This is a genomic window from Saccharopolyspora sp. NPDC002578 (assembly GCF_053592695.1).
Map to the genome: position 1 here is coordinate 37,656 of NZ_JBSFWJ010000045.1, position 17,271 is coordinate 54,926.

The window sequence follows — 17,271 nt, forward strand, 5'->3', positions numbered from 1 at the left end:
AGGAGCAAGAGGACGTATGCGATACCGATTTCTCGGAAGATCGGGTCTGCGGGTTTCGGAACTGTCGCTGGGGACGGGCAATTTCGGGATGGGCTGGGGGCACGGGGCGAGTGCGACCGAGGCTCGGGCGATGTACGACATCTATCGGGAAGCGGGAGGGAACTTCATCGACACGGCTTCCAACTACCAGTCGGGGGAGGCCGAGGAGCACCTCTCGGACATCATCTCCTCGGACCGCGAGGACGTGGTTCTGGCGACGAAGTACACCATGGGGACGTCGGCGACCAGCGGCCTCCAAATGACCGGGAACAGCCGGAAAGCGATGGTCCAGTCGCTGGAGCAGAGCCTGCGTCGACTGGGCACCGACCGGGTGGACGTGCTCTGGGCGCATGTGGCCGACACGTCCACGCCCATCGAAGAAATCGTGCGAGCCTTCGACGATCTGACGCGCGCCGGAAAGATTCTGTACGCCGGTCTTTCCAATTTCCCCGCATGGCGCGTGGCCACGGGAGTCACCCTGGCGCAGCAGCGGGACTGGGCCCCTCTCGTGGCGATCCAGGTCGAGTACAGCCTCGTCGAGCGCAGCGCTGATCGGGAGTTGATGCCGATGGCAGAGGCCTTCGGCTTGGGCGTCCTCGGGTTCTCGCCGCTCGGCGGTGGTCTTCTCACCGGAAAGTACCGGCGGGACGGGACAGGTCGCGCGCAGAGCTCGATCAGCCGATTCCTCCACAAGGAGGACGACCCCGCCAAAGCGCGCGTTCTGGATGCCGTCGAAAGCGCTTCCCGGGACCTCGGCACGACTCCGGAGCGGGTGGCGATCAAATGGGCGATGTCCAAGGGGGTGATACCCGTCCTCGGGCCGAGGAGCGCAGATCAGCTCACGTCGAACCTCGCGGCCGGTGATCTGGAGCTCGCGACGCCCCGGCTCGAATGGCTTGATGAGGTGAGCGCGCTGCAGCTGGGATACCCACACGAATTGTGGCCGGAGAACGAACGGGTGGAGAAGAACCGATTCGCCCAGCCGTAAGGATCAGCCGGAACAGTGACCGCTGAGGCTGCGCTTCCCGCCCCCCGCGCGGGGCGAGGACGAAGACAGCGCTGGGACTCGGCCCGCTGCGCGGAGCGAGCAGCCCTCAGTCCACCAGCGCCTGGTAGACGAGCTGGTGGAGCTGGGAGCGGATCGGGTGGGTCCCGGACGGGATGAGCTGGGTGAAGAACTGCACGGACAGGTCCTCGGCCGGGTCCACCCAGAACGTGGTGCTGGCCATGCCGCCCCAGGACAGCTCGCCGGGGGTGGACACGACGTGCGAGGCGACCGGGTCCTCGACGACGGCGAAGCCGAGCCCGAAGCCCTTGCCGGCGTTGGCGACCTCGGAGAACGAGCCGTTTGCGATCTCGTCGAGGTGCGCGCCGCCGGGCAGGTGGTTGCGGCTCATGTAGCGCAGCGTGCGGTCGCTGAGCAGCCGCACCCCGTCGAGCGCTCCGCCGCCGAGCAGCATGCCGGTGAAGCGGTGGTAGTCGTAGGCGGTGGACACGAGCCCGCCGCCGCCGGACAGCGCCCGCGGCGCGGCGTCCGGCGGGGAGTTGCGCGGCACGGTGGCCTTGCCCGCGGCGTCCGCCAGGTACAGCGAGGCCAGCCGGTCTTTGTCCTGCGGCGCCACGGCGAAGGCGGTGTCGGTCATGCCGAGCGGTTCGAAGATGCGCGTGCGGAAGAACTCGTCGAGGCCCATGCCGGAGGCGACCTCGATGACGCGTCCGAGCACGTCGGTGGACACCCCGTAGTTCCACGAGCTGCCCGGCTCGAACAGCAGCGGCATCGCCGCGTAGTCGTCGCAGACCGCGGCGAGGTCCTGGTCCGGGGTGCCGTAGTCGTAGCCGGTGCGCCGGTACAGCTCGTCGACGGGGTGGAGCCGGTTGAAGCCGTAGGTGAGCCCGGCGGTGTGGGTCAGCAGGTGCCAGATCCGCACCGGCTCGGTCGCGGGCCGGGTCTGCGCGGCGCGGGCCGGGCCACCGGTGTAGACGCGCTGGTCGGCGAAGGACGGGATGAGCGTGCTGACCGGGTCGGTGAGCTCGAACGCGCCTTCCTCGTAGAGCATCATCGCCGCGACCGAGGTGATCGGCTTCGTCATCGAGTAGATGCGGAAGATCGTGTCGTCCTCGATGGGCGCGGCGGTGGCCACGTCGCGGTGGCCGTGGCCGCTGAGGTGCGCGATGTGGCCGCGGCGGGCGATGAGCACCTGCCAGCCGGGGAGCTTGCCGTCGGCGACGTAGGTGGCGAAGTGGCGGTCGAGGCGCTTGAGGCGTTCCGGGTCGAAGCCCGCTCGGACGGGGTCGGTCTCGATCTGCGACGCGCTCACTGACTCTCTCCTCTGCCGGGGCCGTTCACCTTTCTACTCGTCGGTACCGGCGGTGTGCCAGTGTCGGCCGACACGTTCGGTGAACGCCGTTCCGCGCGGCGCGGACCGGCCCGGAGCTCGCCACGCGCGGGGTGGACCGGGATCTTCGGCGGATTCGGCGCGGGCGGCGAGCCGCTGATCACCGGGATTCGGTGCCGCCGGGAGAAACCCGTTGGCACGGCGGCGTTTCCGTTCCGTGACGTGTTCGCGACGGTCGTGGGGAGCGAGTAGCGTCGAACGGGTGACGAACTCTCGGACCCCACCTCCCGGATTGCCCAGCACGGCGGGCGAGCTGCGCGTCAGCGGATACCTGCCGTACGGCGTGAAGGTCGAGGTGCGCCGCAACCTGCTGACCGCGCTGCGCTCCGGGAATCCCTTGTGGTCGGGCATCGTCGGCTTCGAGCGCACCGTGCTGCCGCAGCTGGAGCGCGCCTTGATCGCCGGCCACGACGTGGTGCTGCTCGGCGAGCGCGGGCAGGGCAAGACCCGCCTGCTGCGCGGGTTGACCGCGCTGCTCGACGAGTGGACGCCGGTGATCCCCGGCTCCGAACTGGACGAACACCCGCTGGAACCGATCACGCCGAGCTCGCTGCGCCGCGCGGCCGAGGAGGGCGACGCGCTGCCCGTCGCGTGGCGGCACCGCAACGACCGCTACGTGGAGAAGCTGGCGACGCCGGACACCGCGGTCGGCGACCTCATCGGCGACGTCGACCCGGTGAAGGTGGCCGAGGGCCGGTCGCTCGGCGACCCGGAGACCATCCACTTCGGACTGGTGCCGCGGGCGCACCGCGGCATCGTGACCATCAACGAGCTGCCCGACCTGGCCGAGCGGATCCAGGTGGCGCTGCTGAACGTGATGGAGGAGCGCGACGTCCAGGTCCGCGGCTACAGCCTGCGGCTGCCGCTGGACGTGCTGCTGGTCGCCACCGCCAACCCGGAGGACTACACCAACCGCGGGCGGATCATCACGCCGCTCAAGGACCGGTTCGGCGCGGAGATCCGCACGCACTACCCGTTCGACCTCGACGACGAGATCTCGTTGATCCGGCAGGAGGCCCTGCTGGAGGCCGAGGTGGGCGATCACCTGCTGGAGGTGCTGGCGAGGTTCGTGGGGCACCTGCGGGAGTCCTCGGCGGTGGACCAGCGCTCCGGGGTCTCGGCGCGGTTCGCCATCGCCGCGGCGGAGACCGTGTCGGCGGCGGCCGTGCACCGCGCGGCGCTGACCGGCGAGGACCCGGCGGTGGCGCGACCGGTGGACCTGGACGCGGTGCCCGCGGTGCTGCGCGGCAAGCTGGAGTTCGAGGCGGGCGAGGAGGGCAGGGAGGACGAGGTCCTCGGCTACCTGCTGCGCCGCTCGGTCGCCGACACGGCGCGCGGCCTGTTCGCCGGGCTGGACCTGCATTCGCTCGTCGACGCCGTCACCGGCGGTCACCAGGTCGCGACGGGCGAGCGCATCGCGGGTTCCGACGTGCTCACCGCGCTGCCGGAACTGCCGGTGCTGCACCAGGTCGCCGAGCGGCTCGACGTGCGCGCCGGTGACCCGCCGGGCCGCATCGCGAGCGCCGTGGAGCTGGCGCTGGAATCCCTGTACCTGGCGAAGAAGCTCGCCAAGGACACCGACGAACAGCGATCGGTGTACGGCTGATGACCGCTTGCGGACTCGATCCCGCCACTCCGTCGCGCAGATGATCCCGGAAGGACGCTGATGACCGGCCGCGCTCGCCGCTACCAGTACGGTGCCTGGCACGGCGGCTCCGATCCGCTGGAGCCGCCGGTGGACCTGCGTTCCGCGCTGGACCAGATCGGCCGGGACGTGATGGAGGGCGCCTCGCCGCGCTCGGCCTTGGAGGAGCTGCTGCGCACCGGCACGCGCGGCACCAGCGGTCTCGACGAGCTCACCCGCCGCTTGTGGCAGCGCCGCAGCGAGCTGCAGCGCAGGCACAACCTGGACGGCACGGTGCAGGAGGTGCGCAGGCTGCTGGACCGCGCCCTCGACCAGGAGCGGCAGGCGCTGGCGGCGGAGGACGGCGAGGACGCCCGGTTCCGCGAGCTGCAGCTGAGCGCGCTGCCCCCGGACGCGGGCGGTTCGGTGCGCGAGCTCGCCGAGTACGACTGGCGGTCGGGCGAGGCACGGGAGACGTTCGACGAGATCCAGCGGATGCTGGGCGGCGAACTCCTGGAGCAGCGCTTCGCGGGCATGAAGGACGCGTTGCGCGAGACCACTCCGGAGGACGTCGAGCGGGTGCGCGCGATGCTCGCCGACCTCTCCGAGCTGCTGGCCGCGCACGCCCGCGGCGACGCGGACGTGCCGCGCCGGTTCGACGAGTTCATGGCCGAGCACGGCGAGTTCTTCCCGGAGAACCCGCGCGACGTCGACGAGTTGATCGACGCGCTGGCGGCCCGGTCGGCCGCCGCGCAGCGGATGCTGAACTCGATGAGCGAGCAGCAGCGCGCCGAACTGGCGGAGCTCTCGCAACAGGCGTTCGGCGACCCCCGCATCGGCGAGGCGCTCAGCCGGATGGACCAGCAGCTGCGGTCGCTGCGGCCCGGCGAGGACTGGTCGGGCCGCGGCCGGTTCCGCGGTGATCAGCCGATGGGCCTGGCGGAGGCGACGGAGGCGATGGCCGAGCTCGGTGAGCTGGAGCAGCTCGCCGAGCAGCTGGGCCAGTCATATCCGGGTGCGAGCCTGCAAGACATCGACCTGGAGGCGTTGGAGCGGCAGCTCGGCGAGCGGGCAGTGGTGGACGCGCAGCGGCTCGCCGACATCGAGAAACAACTGCGGCAGCAGGGCCTGCTGCAACGCGGTGCCGACGGGAACCTCCAGCTGAGCCCGCGGGCGATGCGCAGGCTGGGGGAGACCGCGCTGCAGTCCGTGATCTCCCAGCTGCGTTCTCGCAAAGGCGAACGCGACACCGACCGGGCGGGCGCCGCAGGGGAGCTGACCGGCACGACCCGGCCCTGGGCGTACGGCGACACCGAACCGTGGGACGCGGGCCGCACGGTGCGCAACGCGGTGCTGCGGCGAGCGGCGGGCGGCCCGTCGGCGCCCCGGCTGGACATCGAGGACCTGGAGGTCGCTGAGACCGAGCAGCGCTCCCGCGCGGCCGTGGCGCTGTGCGTGGACACCTCCTGGTCGATGGTGCAGGACGGCCGCTGGGTACCGATGAAGCGCACCGCGCTGGCGCTGCACCACCTGGTGGCCACCCGCTACCGCTCGGACGCGTTGCAGCTGGTCACCTTCGGGCGCCACGCGTCCACCGTGGACGTCGGCGAGCTGGCGGCGCTGGAGGGAACCTGGGAGCAGGGCACCAATCTGCACCACGCGCTGCTGCTGGCGGGGCGCCACGTGCGGCGGCACCCGGATGCGCAGCCGGTGGTGCTCGTCGTCACCGACGGCGAGCCGACGGCGCACCTGGAAGCCGACGGCGAAGCGGTGTTCCAGTACCCGCCGACCCCGCGCACCCTCGGCGTCACGCTGTCCGAAGTGGACTCGCTGCACCGGCTGGGCTCCACCCTGAGCGTGTTCATGCTCGGCGACGATCCGCGCCTGGAGGCGTTCGTCGACATCGTCGCCCGCCGCGGCGGCGGCCGAGTCGTCGCCCCCAGCGCCGACGGCCTCGGCGCCGCAGTCGTCGGCGACTACCTCCGCACGAAGCGACGGCGGTGACGTCCGGGCGAGAGCCCAGGTCTTCGACGGATCGAGGCGGGCGCGGAATCCGGTCCGCGTTGCCGGGGGCCATGTCGATCCGGCTGAACCAGCCGCCGTTCGCGCGGGCGTGTGACCACCGTTTCTGGGCCGTGGCTTCGGGCGGTTCCGGCCCCGGCGAATTCGAGCTGTCGAAGCCGGTCGAGAAGTAGAGATCGTGGATGAATCCCGGTGCGCCTTCGAACTGAAAGAAGATGCCGGAGCCGTCGCGAACCGATGCCGGGGCGACGTTGTCGAAGAAGCAGGAATTCCCCGCAGCGGGCACCGGCGACTTCGCGTCCCGGTGACCAGCAACCGGCCACCACCGGTGGAGGCATTCGGTCGAATCAGGGTCGTATCGGTAGCGTCGCGTCGTTTCTTGTGCGGGTGTTGCGGCGGTCCGCCCTCCGAGCGATTTCCTCAGCGGTCCGCGATGAGGTTTTCCTGCGTTGGGCCACCGAGTCGCTCGTATTCGGAACGACGGTTCATCCGGACAGCAGTGCGTTCGTGCGTTCCACGGCGGCGGACAGGGTGGTGGTGATGGGGACGTCCCGGCCGGTGAAGTGGTCCAGGGCGTGCAGGGCCGTCGGGCCGGAGTGGTAGATGACGCACTGGGCGCCGACGGCAGCGGCGGTCTCGGCGTCGTCGACGGTGTCGCCGATGAGCACGACCTCGCGGGGATCGGGGGAGCCCAGTGCCGCCAAGTGGCGTTCGATGTGCGCGGCCTTGGTGTCGGGGGCGGCCTCGGTTCGTCCCTGGACGTGGCGGAAGGAGCTCTCGATCCCGGCTCTCCGCACCGCGGGCAGCAGCACGTCGTGCGGGCACATCGACAGCAGCGACTGCGTGCCGCCCGCGCCCGTCCACGCGGCGAGGGCGAAGCGGGCGTCCTCGGCGAGCGGCACGTGCGGTAGCGCGAGGTCGTAGCACTCGTCGAACTTCCGCAGCACCGCCGCCAGTTCGTCGGGGGAGAGGGCGCGGCCCGCGAGCCGGTCGCAGAACGCCGAGATGGGCCGGGTGAAGTGCCGCTGGTGGTCCTCGCGGGTCACCCGTTGCCCGGCGTCGGCGAAGGCCGCCGCGACGGAATCGATCATGACCTGTCCGTCGTCGAGCAGCGTGCCGTTCCAGTCCCACACGATGTGCCCGCTGAACTCCGCCATCGGCGCTCCCCTCGAACCGTCGTACCGGTTCCGAGCCGCCGCGCGGGGAGCGACCATCCGCCTTGCCGCGGAACGGTTCGGATCCAGCACCGACCCTGCCCGTCGAGAGCTCGTCATGATCTCGGACCGAGGCGTGTCATCCGGCTGCGATCCGAAGATCACCCGAGCAGAGCACCGACGGCCACAGCGAGTGCGCAGCACGCCGGCGAGCGGCAGGAATCCGGTCGCGCGAACGGGAATCAGGCAGTGCTCGACGACCCGGCACCGTCCTGCCCGCGGTGAAATCGCTGCGCGGCGAACCCCTCAGCGTGGCGGCCGTCGGCGAGTTCTCAGCGGTTCCCCGCAAGGATGGCGATGCCCGGCGGCGGAGCCACCCGGAGATCGGTCTCGTGGCGAGAGGTTCCGCTACCGGGCCACCTCGCGGAAACGGGTCAGCTCTTCGCTGCACCGACCAGGTCGGCCGGGTCCTGGGCCTGTTCCTGGGCCATGGACTTGCGGACCGCGTTGATCTGGCGGCGGCCCCAGCTCTCGGACAGGCCGTAGCGCCTGCCGAGCTCGGCGGGTTTGACCGGCTGGTCGGCTTCGACGGACTTGCGGTAGTCGGCGCGGGCCGCGGAGCGCTTTTCCCGGTCGCTCATCGGGCCGTCGGGAACCGGTGCCAGGGTCAGCGTCTGCTCGGAGTCGCTGACGGCGTCCTTGGCGGCGCGCTTGTCCGCCTCGCCGCCGGTCCGGGAGTTCGCGGCCTTCGCCGCGGTCTCGTCCTTCGCGGGAGCCTCCGGCTCGGACGAGGTGTTCGCCTTCGCGGCGGTCCCGTCCTCGGACGGAGCGGACTTCGCGTCGGCGGCGAACTTGGGCAGCTCGAGCGTCACGGTCGCCTCGTCCGCACCGTGCGCGGTGGTCCGGGCGTTCTTGCCGCCCTTGGCGGCTTTCGCCCCCGAACCCTTCGCGGTGCTCTTCGCGGCGACCGGTGCGGTGGCCGGTTCGTCCGGCTCGGACGCCGTCGCGGCGGACTCGGTCTCGGTCCGCGCGGTCTCGTCGCGGTCCGCGTCAGCGGTGTCCTCAGTGGACGCACCGGTTCGGGCGGACACGGTACTGGTCGCGGTGGCGGCGGCGCTGGCTCCGACCTTCTCGCGCACGGGACGCGGGACGGACTCGGTCTTCGGTTCCTCGGCGGGAGCCGCGGCGGTGGCGGCGGAAGCGGTCACCTCAGGGCCATCGGCGGGCCGGGACACGGCCGCCGTCGGCGCCGCGTCCTCGGCGCGGGGGCCGTTCGCGGCGGCGGTGCCCTCCGGTGCCTCCGGCCGAGCCGGGGCGGGGATGACGAGGTCCGCGTTGGCGCGCTCGTTGGCGTGCTGCTCCTCCTCGGCGCGGGCAGCGGCCTTGAGCGCGGCGGCGCGGCGGGTGCCGGGCGGGGCGAGCGTGCCGAGGCCGGCGATCTCCTCGACGGGGATGTCGATGACCTGCTTGCGGAACGCCTCGCTCGTGCTGCGGCGGTCCACCATCCAGCGCAGCACCAGCAGGCCCGGCCGCAGCCGGAAGCCGCGCATGCCGTGCTTGGCCTCGTAGTCCGCGCGCAGCTCCAGCAGCACCACGTCGAACACCGCGACGGCCGCGATGGGCAGCCCGGCCGCGACGATCTGCGCCTCGTGGCTCGGCTGGTGGATCCAGTTGATCCAGGAGCTGACGCCGGTGAACGCCCACATCAGGATCCGGCCGCGCACCGCGGAGCGGCCGTTGATCGACGAGCGGTAGGTCATCAGCGTGCACGCGAACGCGGCGCCGTCGAAGGTGGCGGGCACCAGCCACGCCGACCAGTAGGTGAACCCGGCCATCGATTGCATGCCGTACTCGTGCAGGCCGACGAAGCTCGCGCCCCAGCCCATCACGGCGGCCATCGCGACGAAGATCAGCGCGGCGATGGACAGCGAACGGCTGCCCCGATCGCTCGATGCGCCGGGATACCCGTCCGCGCTCATTTCCGGGCTGCTGATCGGGCGCTCGCTGCTCTTGGCGGCGTCATGCACGGGGGTTCCTCCAGGTTCGCGTGACAGCACGCTCGGCAGTGCCGGATAGTAACTTGACCATCACCTGGACGAATGACCGGCCGGTGTTTCTGTGCTAGGAACCGGCCCGGTATGGATGCATTGTGCAATTTCGACCATCCAATTGCGACGGTCCGTGCACGATGTGATCACCTTCCGGGAGCGAAACTCGCGATCACCTCCGGATGGGCATCGGCCCACCTGGCGGCCGCGGCCTCCTCCTGGCCCTTGGGTGCGCTGTTGATGTCGTTCTCCAACGACGCCAACTGCCGATCGTCGAGCCGGAACTCGTGCACCATTCCGGTCACATCGGGGAAGTCCGCGCTGAATCCTTTCCGCCCGACCGCGTGGATCTGTTCGGCCTGCCCCATCGCGCCCCGCGGATCCTGCAAATCCTTGATCGGATACTTCGCGTAGGCCCAATGCGGATGCCACAGCGTCACCACGATCGGCGAGCGCGCGTTGATCGACCGCTCCAGCGAGGCGAGCATCGCCGTGGTCGAGGACGTCTGCAACGCGTACTGACCGGTCAAGCCGTACTGCGGGATCATCTGATCGCGCGTCACCCGGCTGAGGCCCGCTCCCGGATCGATGCCGGTGATGGTGCCGTTGAACTCGGCCGCCCGGCCGCGCAGGTCCTCGATCGAGTTCACGTCGGTCAAGTAGGTCGGCACCGCGATGTTCAACGTGGCCTGGTCGTACCAGACGCCCAGGTCCTCCAGGCGATCGTGGTACTGCGCCCAGTAATCGGCGTGGGTCTGCGGCAGCCACGCGTCCATGAACAGGTCGATGTTGCCCTGCGCCAGCCCGGCGTAGGTCGGTCCGGCCTCCAGCTCCGTGAGCTGGACCTGGTAGCCCTGGCGTTGCAGCAGCACCTTGTAGAGGTTGCTGACCGCGATCGCCTCGTCCCACGCGATGTAGCCGATGGTGATCTTCTTGGTCTGCTGCCCGGTCTCCGGTTGCCTGCCGCCGCACCCGGCGGCGAGCAGCACCAGCGCCGCCAGCAGCGCGACGCAGGCGACCCACCGCGATCTCCGCATGGCACTTCCCCTTCCTGCGTGGACCTCACCCGGCGGGCGCGGTCGTGCGCGCCGCGCGGGACACGGGTGAGCGGTCGGCCAGCACGGCCGTGCTGCGATCCAGGTAGACGGCGAGGATCACCACGGCCACCCCGGCTTCGAAGCCCGCGCCCAGCTGCACGCGGGTGACGGCGGTGTAGACCTCGGTGCCCAGCCCTTCGGCGCCGACCATGCCCGCGATGACCACCATGGACAGCGACAGCATGATCACCTGGTTGATCCCGGCCATGATCGACGGCAGGGCCAGCGGCAGCTGGATGCCGGTGAGGATGCGCCGCGGCGGCGCCCCGAACGCGGCACCGGCCTCCACCACCTCGCCGTCGACCTGGCGGATGCCGAGCTCGGTGAGCCGCACCCCCGGCGGCAGCGCGAAGATCACCGTGGCGATCACGCCCGGCACCGCGCCGATGTTGAAGAAGAAGATGACCGGGATCAGGTACACGAACGCGGGCATCGTCTGCATCAGGTCCAGCACCGGGCGCACCACCCTGCTCACCGTGCGGTTCCGGGCGGCCAGGATTCCCAGCGGGACCGCCGCCGCGATCGCGATGACGCTGGCCACCAGCACCAGCGACAAGGTCTGCATCGCGGGCGGGAACTCCCGCATGCTCACCACCAGGCCGAACCCGATGATCGTGAACAGCGCGAAGCGCCATCCCCGCAGCCACCAGGCGAACGCGGTCAGCACCAGCACCAGCGCCCACGACGGCGGCCACAGCAGCACCGCCGTCAGCCCGTCCACCGCCGAGCGCACCACCAGGTCCACGAAGTCGAAGAACGGGCCGATGGTGTCGTTGAGCCAGTTCACCAGCGCCTGGAACCAGTCGCCGAGCGGGATGCGCGGGAACTCAGCCATCACCGGCCTCCGTCCGTCCGCCGTCGCCCAGCGCGCGCAGCACCGCCGACGGCCCCACCGTCCCGATCACCCGTCCCTCCGCGTCGACCACCGGCAGTCCGGCGGTCTCGGCGACGCGGCCGAACAACTCGTGCAGCGGGGTCTGCGCGGGAACGGCGTCGGCGGCCTGCCGGTCCGGATCCGCTGAGCGCTCGGCGATGGCTCCCGCCGTCAGCACCCGGCCGCGGTCCACGTCGCGCACGAACCGCGCCACGTAGGAGTCGGCGGGGCGGCGCAAGATCTCCGATGCGGTGCCGAGCTGCACGATGCGGCCCGCGCGCATCACCGCGATCCGGTCGCCCAGCCGCATCGCCTCGTTGAGGTCGTGGGTGATGAACACGATCGTCTTGCCCAGCTCGGCCTGCAGCTGCACCAGCTGGTCCTGCATGTCCCGCTTGATCAGCGGGTCCAGCGCGCTGAACGCCTCGTCCATCAGCAGCACGTCGGTGCCCGCCGCGAGCGCCCTGGCCAGGCCCACCCGCTGGCGCATGCCGCCGGAGAGCTGCTGCGGGAACCGCTGCTCCCACCCGGTCAGGCCCACCATCCGCAACGCCTCGTCGGCCCGCTCCCGGGCTCGCGCCGGTGCGGCGCCCTGGATGCGGGGGCCGTACTCGACGTTGTCCCGCACGGTGCGGTGCGGCAGCAGCGCGAAGTGCTGGAACACCATGCTCATCGTGCGCTGCCGCAGCTCGCGCAGCGCCCTGCCGGTGAGCGCGGTGACGTCCTCCTCGTCGACGTACACCCGGCCCTCGGTGGGGGCGAGCAGGCCGTTGAGCATCCGGATCAGCGTCGACTTGCCGGAACCGGACAGGCCCATCACCACGAAGATCTCACCGGGCTCGACGGTGAACGAGGCGTCCAGCACGGCGACCGTGGCTCCCTCGGCGCGCAGCCGGTCCCCTTCGACGCCCGCCCGCGACCGGCGCAGCGCGTCCGCCGGGTGCGCTCCGAAGACCTTGCAGAGCCCGTCCACTCGTACCGATGTCAACGCCTCGCCCCCCGTGCGCAGGCCCGGCGCGTCCGGATGGGTCGGTGGAAAGCCGCGCGGCCCTCGGGCGTACGCCGAGGCGGAATGTTCCCGTGCGCCCGAGCATACGTCCGGCGCGGACCGTTCTCGCCATTGTCAAAGGTCCTGGTCGGACGATCCGGACGGTCTGTGACGTGCGATGACGATTCGATCGGAAAAGCCGGTGCGCGATGCGGCGAAAGCCGGAAGGAATGCGCGAGAACCCACCGCTGATCGCCGGAATCAGAATTCCCGCCGTCCGCGTCGCGGCCGTGCGGTTCTCGGTGTCCCCGGCAGCCCGGTCCGCGCCGCTTCTCACGATGTGTAACAGGGCGGCATCGTGTCGGACGGGACGTTTAAGGTCGAGTGCATGCAAACCTGGTCGTCGGTCCCCGTGCCCCAGGTGCCGGGCACACCCCGTCCCCTCCGGCTCTTCGACAACGCCACCGGTGAGGTTCGGCCCACCGCTCCCGGTCCGGTGGCGCGGATGTACGTCTGCGGCATCACCCCGTACGACGCGACGCACCTCGGTCACGCCGCCACCTACCTGGCGTTCGACCTGGTGCACCGCCTGTGGCTCGACAACGGGCACGAAGTGCACTACGTGCAGAACGTCACCGACATCGACGACCCGCTGCTCGAACGCGCCGACCGGGACAACGAGGACTGGATGGTCCTGGGCATGCGCGAGACCGCGCTGTTCCGCGAGGACATGACCGCGCTGCGCGTGCTGCCGCCGCAGGACTTCATCGGCGCCGTCGAAGCGATGCCGGAGATCGTCGAGGCAGTCGGCAAGCTGCTCGCCTCCGGCGCGGCCTACCGGGTCGACGACGAGTACCCCGACATCTACTACCGGCACGGCACCACCGGCCGGTTCGGCTACGAGTCGAACTACGGCGCCGAGGACATGCTGCACTTCTTCGCCGAACGCGGCGGTGACCCCGACCGCGCGGGCAAGGAGCACCCGCTGGACGCGCTGCTGTGGCGAGTGGCCCGGCCCGGCGAACCGTCCTGGGAGTCCGAGCTCGGGCCCGGCAGGCCCGGCTGGCACCTCGAATGTTCGGTGATCGCGCTCAACCGGCTGCGGATGACCTTCGACGTGCAGGGCGGCGGCTCCGACCTGGCCTTCCCGCACCACGAGTACAGCGCCGCGCACGCCGAGGCGCTGACCGGCGAGACCCCCTTCGCGCGGCACTACTGCCACGCGGGCATGGTCGGCCTCGACGGCGAGAAGATGTCCAAGTCCAAGGGAAACCTGGTGTTCGTGTCGCGGCTGCGCGGCGACCGGGTGGACTCGATGGCGGTGCGGCTCGCGCTGCTCGACGCGCACTACCGCACCGACCGCTCCTGGACGGCGGAGGCGCTCACCGCCGGAACGGCCCGGCTGGCGCGCTGGCGCGAAGCCGCCGCCCTCACCTCGGGCCCCGCGGCGGCGACGGCGATCGCCGGGCTCCGCGACCGGCTCGCCGACGACCTCGACAGCCAGGGAGCCCTGCGCGCCGTGGACGCCTGGGCGGATGAGGCCCTCGGCCAGGGCGGCACCGACGAATCGGCTCCCGGCGAGATCCGGGCCGCCGTCGACGCGCTGCTGGGCGTGCAGCTGTGACCGGCTGAGGCCGAACGTGGAAACGCCCTCCGAGCGCTCGGCTCGGAGGGCGTTCTCGCGTCAGGGAGGACTCTTCAGCCCGGCCCCGGGCCCAGCGGGCCCTTGCCGCCCGGACCGCGGCGGCGCAGGTAGCGCTCGAACTCCGCGGCGATCGCGTCACCGCTGGTCTCGGTGAGCGTCACCTCGGCGTCGCCGCGTTCCTCCAGCGCACGCACGTAGTTGCGGACGTCCTCGTCCTCCTCGGCCATCTCGCTGACCGTGGTCTCCCACTCCTCGGCCTGGTCCGGCAGGTTGCCCAGCGGCACCTCCAGGTCCAGCGCGTCCTCCACCCGGTGCAGCAGCGCCAGCGTGGCCTTCGGCGACGGGGGCTGCGACACGTAGTGCGGTACGGCGGCCCAGAACGAGATCGCCGGGATGCCCGAGCGCACGCACGAGTCCTGGAAGATGCCCACGATGCCCGTCGGTCCCTCGTAGGTGGACCGCTCCAGCCCGTAGCGGGTCGCGGAGTCCTCGTCGTAGGCCGTTCCGGTCACCGGGACCGGGCGGGTGTGCGGCGAGTCCGCCAGCAGCGCGCCCAGCGACACCACGGTGCGCACCCCGGCCTGGTTCAGGTGTTCGAGCAGTTCCGCGCAGAACGCGTTCCACCGCATGTTCGGCTCTATTCCGTGCACCAGCACCACGTCGTGCTCGGCACCCGGCGGGCGGCACACCGACAGGCGCGTCGTCGGCCAGCTCACCTTGCGGGTCACGCCGTCCACCAGCTTCACGGTGGGACGCGAGACCTGGAAGTCGTAGTACGGATCCGGGTCGATCTCAGCCAGCGGAGAGGCGTCCCAGGTGAGTTCGAGGTGCTCGATCGCGGAGCTTGCGGCGTCACCCGCATCGTTCCAACCTTCGAAACCGATCACGGCGATCGGAGCGGTCGGCCCGGCGGGTTTCCCTTCGGTCGATGTCCGTTCGGTCGGATTCCCCTCGGTCCGGTCCACCTGGTCTGCGGAGCGTGGTTCGCGATCGTTCACCGCGTCAGCCTACGACCTATGGGCGACGTGAGCGCCCGACATCCCGGAAGGGATCCGAACCCGCAGGGGAGGGATCGGCCACGTTCGCTGTGACCGGCCCGTGCCCCTTTGCTGTACTGGGAGGCGTGGGACAGAGGAACATGCCGAGACCGGGGCGCGATGACTGACGCCCGCCCTGCCGCCGTCCTGTTCGACATGGACGGCACGCTGGTCGATTCCGAAAAGCTGTGGACGATCTCGCTGAGCGACTACGCGACGCACCGCGGCGGTGAGCTCAGCATCGCCACCCGCGAAGCCATGGTCGGCTCCAACATGAGCACCAGCATGCGGATGCTGCTGGCCGACCTGGACCTCGTCGCGGACGCGGGGGCCGTCGCCGAAGCCGCCGACTGGGTGGAGGCGCGCAGCACCGAACTGTTCCGGCAGGGCCTGCCCTGGCGGCCCGGCGCCCGCGAGGCGCTGGCCGGCGTGCGTTCGCTGGGCATCCCGGCGGCCCTGGTCACCTCGACGATCCGGTCGCTGGCCGAGATCGCGCTCGACACCCTCGGCCGGGATTCCTTCGACGTCACCGTCTGCGGCGACGAGGTGGACGGCCGCAACAAGCCCGACCCCGAGCCGTACCTGCGGGCGGCCCGGCTGCTCGACGTCGACCCGCGGCGGTGCGTCGCCGTGGAGGACTCGCCGACCGGGGTGGCCGCCGCCGTCGCCGCGGGCTGCACCGTGGTCGCGGTCCCCTGCGAAGTCCCGCTCGAACCGGGGGAGCGGCGCGTGCTGCTGGAGAGCCTCGACGAGCTCGACGTGCGCTCGCTCGGCTCGTTGCTGCCCGGAGCGCTCGCGTGAACCGCGCCGGGACCCCCGTCGGGTCCCGGTCCGCCGGATGCAAGGATCGAACCCCGTGAAGACCTTCGACGAGCTGTTCAGCGAGCTCCAGGAACGCGCCCGAACCCGGCCCGAAGGGTCCGCGACCGTGGCCGCGCTCGACGCCGGCGTGCACGCCCAGGGCAAGAAGGTCATCGAAGAGGCCGGCGAGGTGTGGCTGGCCGCCGAGCACGAGTCGGACGAGGCGCTGGCCGAGGAGATCTCCCAGCTGCTGTACCGGCTCCAGGTGATCATGCTCGCCCGCGGCCTGAACCCCGAGGACGTGTACCGCTACCTCTGAGCCCGTGGGGCGTCCTGAGGATCGCGCTCGTCCGCTTCGGTTCCCGTGCGGCGCGACATCGCCGCCGTTGCCCGGTATCGCCACAACGCGTCCGCTGATTGCGCACGCGCCGTCCATTGTGGGTGATTTGCCCGTTTTTTCGACGTGGTCCGACGGGTGAATCCGCGTTCGGAGGGATTGGGTCCGGCGATCACTCGGTCATAATGGGAGTGATCTTGAAGCGATGAGGTGGGGGTGAGGGACATGGCCGTCGTGCAGCCGGGAGAGGCCGCTCCTCGGTGGGAACTGCTGGCCGGCATGCCGTGCTGGATCGAGCTGGCGACCACCGACGTGGAACAAGCCTGCGGGTTCTACGCCGAACTGTTCGGGTGGGAATACCAGACGCACCAGGACGACGAAGCCGGCGAGCACATCGTCGCCTCGCGGGACGGATTCCCCGTCGCCAGCATCCGCCGCGCCGCCGGAGACCACTCCTCGTGGCGGCTGTTCCTCGCCACCCAGGACGTCGACTCCGCCAGCGCCCAAGCCGTCGAAGACGGCGCCCAGATCACCGTGCCGCCCGCCGACGTGCCCGGACTCGGTCGCAAAACCGTGCTCGTAGGCCCCTCCGACGCCGAATTCGGGCTGCTCTCGCCCGCCGAATCCTGGCAGTTCGACGTGGGGCTGCCCGGCACCCTCATGTGGGCCGAACTGGTCACCATCAAAGCGCAGACCGCCGACAACTTCTTCCAAGGCATCTTCGGCTACACCGCTGAACAGTTCGGCGCGGAGAACCGCTCCAACTACGCCGTCTGGTACCTCGCGGGCGAATCAGTGCTCGCCAGGGTCAGCATGATCCGCGACTACATCACCCCCGACACCCGGCCGCACTGGCTGCTCTACCTCGGCGCCGACGCCGACGAAGGCATCGACGGACTCGTCCACCGGGCCATCGGGCTCGGCGCCCGCGTCCGCGTCGACCCATACGGCTCCAGCATCGGACGAGTCGCCGTGCTGCGAGACCCCACGGGGGCTCGGTTCGCCGTCGTCGACGACACCCAAGCCACAGACTGGTTCGACAGCGCAGCGAACTTCGATCCTTACGATGATTGATGGGCTCGTTTTGCTTGGGTGGTCGGGTGGCGGAACCTCAGTGAGCCTCTCGCTGCGGGATCTTTTTCCCGAGTGGCTCCGCCACGAGGGAAAAAGCTGTCCTCGCGAGAGACCGACTGAGAACCCGCAGGTGGT

The 17,271-nt window shown here is 70.8% G+C and carries 14 protein-coding genes; 7 read left to right on the top strand and 7 right to left on the bottom strand.

All coding sequences use genetic code 11. The features are described 5' to 3' along the window. Positions 1-16 precede the first annotated feature (16 nt). Positions 17-1,027 (top strand): aldo/keto reductase, encoded by a 1,011-nt coding sequence (locus ACWD38_RS20640; protein ID WP_450124702.1) that lies wholly within the window; start codon positions 17-19, stop codon positions 1,025-1,027. Positions 1,028-1,133: 106 nt separating this feature from the next. Here ACWD38_RS20640 and ACWD38_RS20645 read toward each other — a convergent pair whose 3' ends face one another. Continuing rightward, positions 1,134-2,357, bottom strand: coding sequence for a serine hydrolase (locus tag ACWD38_RS20645; RefSeq protein ID WP_184478262.1), 1,224 nt, complete (start codon positions 2,355-2,357; stop codon positions 1,134-1,136). Between the two features lie 280 nt (positions 2,358-2,637). On the opposite strand from ACWD38_RS20645, the gene ACWD38_RS20650 reads away from it, so the two are divergent. Together ACWD38_RS20650 and ACWD38_RS20655 are read left to right on the top strand one after the other, a co-directional pair. After that, complete coding sequence (locus ACWD38_RS20650) at positions 2,638-4,041, top strand: ATP-binding protein (RefSeq protein WP_184478263.1); 1,404 nt, start codon at positions 2,638-2,640, stop codon at positions 4,039-4,041. Positions 4,042-4,101: 60 nt separating this feature from the next. Then, positions 4,102-6,063 carry a vWA domain-containing protein gene (locus tag ACWD38_RS20655; protein WP_450124703.1) on the top strand — a complete coding sequence of 654 codons (1,962 nt, stop codon included), beginning with the start codon at positions 4,102-4,104 and terminating at the stop codon, positions 6,061-6,063. A 503-nt stretch (positions 6,064-6,566) separates the two neighbouring features. Here ACWD38_RS20655 and ACWD38_RS20660 read toward each other — a convergent pair. The 5 genes from ACWD38_RS20660 to ACWD38_RS20680 all read right to left on the bottom strand — a co-directional run bounded on the left by ACWD38_RS20660 (position 6,567) and on the right by ACWD38_RS20680 (position 12,242). Beyond that, positions 6,567-7,238: an HAD family hydrolase gene (locus ACWD38_RS20660; RefSeq protein WP_450124704.1), complete on the bottom strand. Its 672-nt coding sequence runs from the start codon at positions 7,236-7,238 to the stop codon at positions 6,567-6,569. A gap of 431 nt (positions 7,239-7,669) precedes the next feature. Further along, entirely contained in the window at positions 7,670-9,262 is a 1,593-nt protein-coding gene (locus ACWD38_RS20665; RefSeq protein ID WP_450124705.1) for a DUF2637 domain-containing protein, read from the bottom strand. Between the two features lie 167 nt (positions 9,263-9,429). Further along, positions 9,430-10,320 (bottom strand): glycine betaine ABC transporter substrate-binding protein, encoded by an 891-nt coding sequence (locus ACWD38_RS20670; protein WP_184478267.1) that lies wholly within the window; start codon positions 10,318-10,320, stop codon positions 9,430-9,432. A 25-nt stretch (positions 10,321-10,345) separates the two neighbouring features. Continuing rightward, positions 10,346-11,215, bottom strand: a complete 870-nt coding sequence (locus ACWD38_RS20675; RefSeq protein WP_184478268.1) for an ABC transporter permease — start codon at positions 11,213-11,215, stop codon at positions 10,346-10,348. Continuing rightward, positions 11,208-12,242, bottom strand: a complete 1,035-nt coding sequence (locus ACWD38_RS20680; protein ID WP_221315749.1) for a quaternary amine ABC transporter ATP-binding protein — start codon at positions 12,240-12,242, stop codon at positions 11,208-11,210. Before ACWD38_RS20680 ends, ACWD38_RS20675 begins: the two co-directional genes overlap by 8 nt. Positions 12,243-12,630: 388 nt before the next feature. Between ACWD38_RS20680 and mshC the strand changes: the two genes are divergently transcribed. Beyond that, complete coding sequence (gene mshC, locus ACWD38_RS20685; protein ID WP_450124706.1) at positions 12,631-13,866, top strand: cysteine--1-D-myo-inosityl 2-amino-2-deoxy-alpha-D-glucopyranoside ligase; 1,236 nt, start codon at positions 12,631-12,633, stop codon at positions 13,864-13,866. 74 nt (positions 13,867-13,940) lie between these two features. On the opposite strand, the gene ACWD38_RS20690 is transcribed toward mshC, so the two are convergent. Beyond that, positions 13,941-14,780 (bottom strand): PAC2 family protein, encoded by an 840-nt coding sequence (locus ACWD38_RS20690; protein WP_343071700.1) that lies wholly within the window; start codon positions 14,778-14,780, stop codon positions 13,941-13,943. 264 nt (positions 14,781-15,044) lie between these two features. On the opposite strand from ACWD38_RS20690, the gene ACWD38_RS20695 reads away from it, so the two are divergent. From ACWD38_RS20695 to ACWD38_RS20705, 3 genes are all read left to right on the top strand, one after another. Beyond that, entirely contained in the window at positions 15,045-15,725 is a 681-nt protein-coding gene (locus ACWD38_RS20695; RefSeq protein WP_184478270.1) for an HAD family hydrolase, read from the top strand. 55 nt (positions 15,726-15,780) lie between these two features. Beyond that, complete coding sequence (locus ACWD38_RS20700; RefSeq protein WP_266093183.1) at positions 15,781-16,044, top strand: phosphoribosyl-ATP diphosphatase; 264 nt, start codon at positions 15,781-15,783, stop codon at positions 16,042-16,044. 243 nt (positions 16,045-16,287) lie between these two features. Next, positions 16,288-17,136: a VOC family protein gene (locus ACWD38_RS20705; protein ID WP_184478272.1), complete on the top strand. Its 849-nt coding sequence runs from the start codon at positions 16,288-16,290 to the stop codon at positions 17,134-17,136. Positions 17,137-17,271 lie beyond the last annotated feature (135 nt).

Excerpts from the sequence above, each read along its gene's own strand:
- ACWD38_RS20640 (WP_450124702.1), top strand. The coding sequence starts at position 17 with ATGCGATACCGATTTCTCGGAAGATCGGGTCTGCGGGTTTCGGAACTG.
- ACWD38_RS20655 (WP_450124703.1), top strand. The coding sequence starts at position 4,102 with ATGACCGGCCGCGCTCGCCGCTACCAGTACGGTGCCTGGCACGGCGGC.
- ACWD38_RS20660 (WP_450124704.1), bottom strand. The coding sequence starts at position 7,238 with ATGGCGGAGTTCAGCGGGCACATCGTGTGGGACTGGAACGGCACGCTG.
- ACWD38_RS20670 (WP_184478267.1), bottom strand. The coding sequence starts at position 10,320 with ATGCGGAGATCGCGGTGGGTCGCCTGCGTCGCGCTGCTGGCGGCGCTG.
- ACWD38_RS20675 (WP_184478268.1), bottom strand. The coding sequence starts at position 11,215 with ATGGCTGAGTTCCCGCGCATCCCGCTCGGCGACTGGTTCCAGGCGCTG.
- mshC (WP_450124706.1), top strand. The coding sequence starts at position 12,631 with ATGCAAACCTGGTCGTCGGTCCCCGTGCCCCAGGTGCCGGGCACACCC.
- ACWD38_RS20695 (WP_184478270.1), top strand. The coding sequence starts at position 15,045 with ATGACTGACGCCCGCCCTGCCGCCGTCCTGTTCGACATGGACGGCACG.
- ACWD38_RS20705 (WP_184478272.1), top strand. The coding sequence starts at position 16,288 with ATGGCCGTCGTGCAGCCGGGAGAGGCCGCTCCTCGGTGGGAACTGCTG.